The organism is Rhizobium sp. PRIMUS64 (assembly GCF_023006465.1).
GTDB classification, from domain to species: domain Bacteria; phylum Pseudomonadota; class Alphaproteobacteria; order Rhizobiales; family Rhizobiaceae; genus Rhizobium; species Rhizobium leguminosarum.
The window spans coordinates 1-2,856 of sequence record NZ_JALBGX010000261.1; the positions used below are offsets into that span (position 1 = coordinate 1).

Consider the following 2,856-nt stretch of genomic DNA (forward strand, 5'->3'; position numbering starts at 1 on the left):
AACGTCGTACTGGCCGCCCTTGGTCGCGATGTCGGTCGTGACCTTCTGGCGCAGCACGTTTTCTTCGAGGGTTACCCATTCAAGGTCGATGCCGGGGTTCTTCGCCTTGAAATCATCCGTCAGCTTCTGCATCCGGATCATGTCGCCGTTGTTCACGGTCGCGATCGTCAGCGTTTCGGCCGAAGCCATGCCGGCAAACGCCAGTGCTGAGCAGGCGCCCAGCAGAAAAGTTCTCAATGTCATAATCTTCCTCCCAGAAGATGGGGTGTGAGCATTCGCTTCGCTCATGGGCAATTACTCAACAAACAACAAAGAATGTCAATCGGCAATCGTTGCTGCAGTGCCGAAGGCAATAGTCATCCCATTGATTTAAATATAATATTTTTTGCTCAGTTCTTGAGCAAAAACTCAGCAGTCTCTTCGTCGGTGATCAGAGCATTGATTTGATGGCCGACAACGGCGGCCCTGATCGCCTTGAACTTGCGCTTGCCCTTGGCCAGCCCAATGACCATCGATGCATCGCGGGATGGGATCGGCGCGGACGCGACGCGCTCGTTGATCGGGTTGTCGATCAACCTGCCATCGACATCAAAGATCCAACCGCAGATTTCGCCGACAGCGCCCCCCCGCATCAGCTCCATCATCTCGTCCTTCTCGAGAAAACCGTCGACGCAGAGCGGCCCATCGATGCCGAGCTCGCCGATGCCGACGAAGGTGACATCGGCTTGGGCGCTCATATTAAGCGTCGAGCGCACCAGCTGTTGGCCATGCAGCAACTCGCGCTCCTCCGCCGAGGTGACGAGCACCGGCAGCGGCATCGGATAGTGTCGTGCCTTCACCGCATCGGCCATGCTGAAGATGACGTTGTAATAGGCCGCCGATCCGTCCGGGGCGATATTGCCGGTCAGCGAAACGATGCGGTGATTGGGACATTCGATCGCCGGAAGCTGGTCGACCGCCGCCTTCAAGGTGCGGCCGGTACCGATGGCGAGTACGATGGGCTCCGGCCGTTTCAGCCACCGCTCGATCTCGGCCGCCGCTGCCTCGGCGATACCGACCGTCGTCGACGACGACGCGGGATCGCTCGGCACCACCTCCACATGTTTCAGCCCGAATTTACGGCGCAGCTGACTTCCGAGCTCCAGGCAGGCTGCGATCGGATGATCGAGCCGCACCTTGATCAGGCGCTCGGCGACCGCCAGCGACACCAGCCGCTGCGCCGATTGCCGCGAGATGCCCATCGCAGCGGCGATTTCGTCCTGCGTGCGCCCGGCGACGTAGTAGAGCCAGCCGGCACGCGCCGCATCGTCGAGCCGTGCAGGGGTCTCGGATCTTTTTACCATCTAATGCCTACCGCGCAAAGTGAGCCGGCGCGCCGTCGCCGAACATGGTTTGAGTCTGTATCGCGCCAGATCAAAACAAAATTCCGGCAAATGTCGAGCCTGTTGCAGGGAGCCCAGCCAAATAACCGCCTTCACTCGGGCAAACCCCCGCTTAGGCAAGCCATCGCAGGACGAGATAGATCGCCGCCTTCACGAGACCGTAAATCACCCCGCCGGCAATAACGAGCGACACGGCCGTCATCACGAAGCCGATGAGCGCGAAAAGACCGTCACGGCCCAATATGCCGAAAGCGAAGACCGAGATCGTGATCGCCGGCAGAATATTGCCGAGCGGGACCGGCAGCAACAGCACGATCGACAGCAGCAGGCATGCCGCCCCGGCCAGATATTCCGCCGGCGGTTCGGCGAAGATCGCCAGCCGCGGTTTCAGCATGCGTTCGGCCCAGGCGAGCCAGCGGTGGATGCGGCCGACGATGGTCTCGAAATCCTCCCGGCGCATCGAACGGTTGGCAATCACCTTCGGTAGCCAGGGTTTCAGCCCGAAGGTCAGTTGCGCTGCCAGGAAGATCAATGGCGCCCCGAGCACGGCCGAGGTGCCCGGCGGAGTAGGAAAGGCGTTCGGAAGCGCGAAGATCAGCATCAACGCGCTGATCGCCCTGTCACCCATCGTGTCGAATAGATCGCCGATCGAGATCCGTTCGCGGCTGTGGTCGGCGGCCATCTGCCGCAAAATGGATGAGAGGCGGCGGCCTTTGGGACGTGGTCTTCGGATGGTACTGTTTTCTCTCGTATCGATTGTCGTGGGTCCGACAGTTTATGAAAGTGTAGGGCCGGATTCTGGCGATGCAATATGCCAATTGAATGACTTGCGGGGTTAGAAATTACCGTTGCGATCGGAGCCGATGGGCTGGGGATCACCAGATTTCTCCAACGTCTTGCCATGACGGAATGGAAGACGGAGAACCGTCCCGCCTATTCGACCTGCGGGAGAGATGTCCTGCAGAACAGAGGGGATGGCACACGGCACGCCCTAAAGCCGGCGACACCCCGCCGAATGAGCGCTTGAAATTCCCCGCCAACAATGCAAGCAGACGCTGGGAGACCAGAGAAACGGCAGAGTGGCAATGATCATTTCATTCGACATCGGTGGCACCGCCATCAAGGGTGGCATCGCTCGTTCCGAGACAGACATCGTTCCCCTCGGCCGCCGCCCGACACCCAGGGATGATTTTGCCGCTTTCGTCGAGACCCTGCGCGACATCATCGCCGAAACCGGCGAACAGCCGAACGGCATCGCCCTCTCCATCGCCGGCGTCGTCGATCCCGATACGCAGCGCCTGATCTGCGCCAACATTCCCTGTATCCACGACCGCACGCTCGCGGCCGATCTCGAAGCCGAACTCGGCCTGCCTGTGCTGATCGCCAACGATGCCGACTGTTTCGCTATTGCCGAAGCCGGTCTCGGCGCCGGCCGCGGCCACCGCATCGTCTTCGGCGCCATCCTCGGCACCGG

4 protein-coding genes are annotated in these 2,856 nt (G+C 60.6%); 1 reads left to right on the forward strand and 3 read right to left on the reverse strand.

The genetic code is table 11. The features are described 5' to 3' along the window. From MOV76_RS38795 to MOV76_RS38805, 3 genes are all read right to left on the reverse strand, one after another. Window positions 1-243: extracellular solute-binding protein (locus tag MOV76_RS38795; protein WP_247266556.1), on the reverse strand; the 243-nt coding region annotated here is incomplete at its 3' end. A gap of 146 nt (window positions 244-389) precedes the next feature. Then, a complete protein-coding gene (locus tag MOV76_RS38800) occupies window positions 390-1,343 on the reverse strand; it encodes a sugar-binding transcriptional regulator (RefSeq protein ID WP_018072680.1) in 954 nt (317 codons plus the stop codon). A gap of 151 nt (window positions 1,344-1,494) precedes the next feature. Continuing rightward, on the reverse strand, window positions 1,495-2,073 hold the full coding sequence (locus MOV76_RS38805; protein ID WP_026230768.1) for an exopolysaccharide biosynthesis protein: 579 nt from the start codon (window positions 2,071-2,073) through the stop codon (window positions 1,495-1,497). A 394-nt stretch (window positions 2,074-2,467) separates the two neighbouring features. Here MOV76_RS38805 and MOV76_RS38810 point away from each other — a divergent pair. Beyond that, on the forward strand, window positions 2,468-2,856 hold a 389-nt coding region (locus MOV76_RS38810; RefSeq protein WP_247266557.1), incomplete at its 3' end, for an ROK family protein.

Bases quoted from the DNA above. Each gene is read 5' to 3' on its own strand.
- MOV76_RS38800 (WP_018072680.1), bottom strand. From the start codon at position 1,343: ATGGTAAAAAGATCCGAGACCCCTGCACGGCTCGACGATGCGGCGCGT.